We start from the raw sequence: 1,556 nt of genomic DNA, 5'->3' as shown, positions 1-1,556 counted from the left end.
CTTCCCTCGGCTGAGCCGAGGGAAGGGGTCCTTCACGCGGCTCAGCCGAGGAAACTCGACCTTCGCACCTTCCCCAAGTACAGGAAGGCCCCCTTCCTTGCGTCTAGGTACAGGAAGGGGGCCTTCATGTACTTCACGCGAGCAACACCACAGGTGACGCGTAAGTGCTCAAGAGCGGGTTCGCTCAACGACCCAAATCACTCACGAGAACCCAGCCACCGCCCCGCCGCGCGCCGCCCGCCGCTGCCCGCCGCCTCGCCGCCCGCCGCTGCCCCGCCGCCCCGCCCCGTCCCGCCCGCCGCCGCCCCGCCGCCCGCGCGTGCCCTCTTCCTGGCGCCCGGCAGGCGACCGCGGCACAGCCTCGACTACCTGCGATTTCCGGAATCAGAGGCTCCACTTCGGCTTGTCTGACAACCTTGTCGCCAGGTCGTACGTCCTACGTTCGGAAAGAGCCCGGACGGAGCGTCCGGGTGGTCCGGAATGACCACTACCAGGCGATTGACGTACCGCCTGTTGGCGGTATGTCCGCAGCTTGGATATACGGTGGGGCCTGTGACCGCGATTCGCGATCGCCAAAGCGATCCTGATGCCGACGACGTTCCCGTTGCCTGGGACGAGCGTCCCCTCGTCGGCGCCAGGCGCGGGTTGCCCTGGTGGGCGGCCGTCCTGGTGGGCTTCGGGCTCGCCATCCTTGGCGCCTTCGTCGACATGATGACGCAGAAGGACCTGGGCCTGCTGTTCAAGGCGTGCTACGCGCTCGGCGCGGTGGCCGCCGTGGTGGCCGTTCAGCGCCGGGGCCTGTTCGGACCGATGGTGCAGCCGCCCCTGGTCCTTGCCGTGACTGTGCCGGGGGTCATTCTCCTGACCTCGGACAGCAGCAAGGGCACCGACCTGCTGTCCAGAGCCGTCGACGTCGGCGGCCCGTTGATCAACGGCTTCCCGACGATGGCCATCACCACCGGTGTCACGCTGGCGATCGGTTTCTTCCGGATCTACCGCGAACGCGATCCCGACGCCCCGGTGAAGGTGAAGAACGCCAAACCGGAACGTCGCGAAGAGGCCAAGGCCCCGATCAAGTCCGCCGCCGCGGCAGCGGCCCGCCGTCCGGCGTCCCGGACCGGGCAGACGCCGCCCCCGCCGTCGCGCCGTGGCGCGCCCCGGGACGGCGCGCCGCAGCGCCGCCGCCCGCCAGAGGACGAACGCCGTCCGCGCCGTGACACCGAGCCCGGTATGCGGAAGCCTCCGCCTCCGGGGCGCCAGCCCCGCCGTCCGCGGCCGGAAGACGGCGAGCCTCGCCGTCGCGACCCTCGTGGCGAAAGCGCCCCCGGTGCCCCGCGCCGCCGCCCGCCGCGTGCGGACGACCCGCGCCGCGGTGGACAGCCGCCCCGCCGCTCCCGTCCCTGGGACGACGAGCGCTAAGTGGTGGGTTTCGGAGGTCCTTCGTGGGTATCGGCGGATCCAGGTTTCCGCTGGGCCGTCGAGACCCCGAAGGACCTCCGAAACCGACCACTAAGAGAGCAAGGGACCTTTGCTAATATAGGAAGAGCACACGTAAG

General features: G+C 70.3%; 1 protein-coding gene. It reads left to right on the top strand.

Going from position 1 to position 1,556, the window contains the following annotated elements; genetic code table 11:
* Positions 1–552 precede the first annotated feature (552 nt).
* On the top strand, positions 553–1,419 hold the full coding sequence (locus AB0M65_RS40825; protein ID WP_364041049.1) for a DUF6542 domain-containing protein: 867 nt from the start codon (positions 553–555) through the stop codon (positions 1,417–1,419).
* Positions 1,420–1,556: the final 137 nt, after the last annotated feature.

Origin of the sequence: Amycolatopsis sp. NPDC051071, assembly GCF_040682875.1 — a bacterium.
Classification (GTDB): domain Bacteria; phylum Actinomycetota; class Actinomycetes; order Mycobacteriales; family Pseudonocardiaceae; genus Amycolatopsis.
This window is presented reverse-complemented; position numbering and strand designations above follow the sequence as displayed.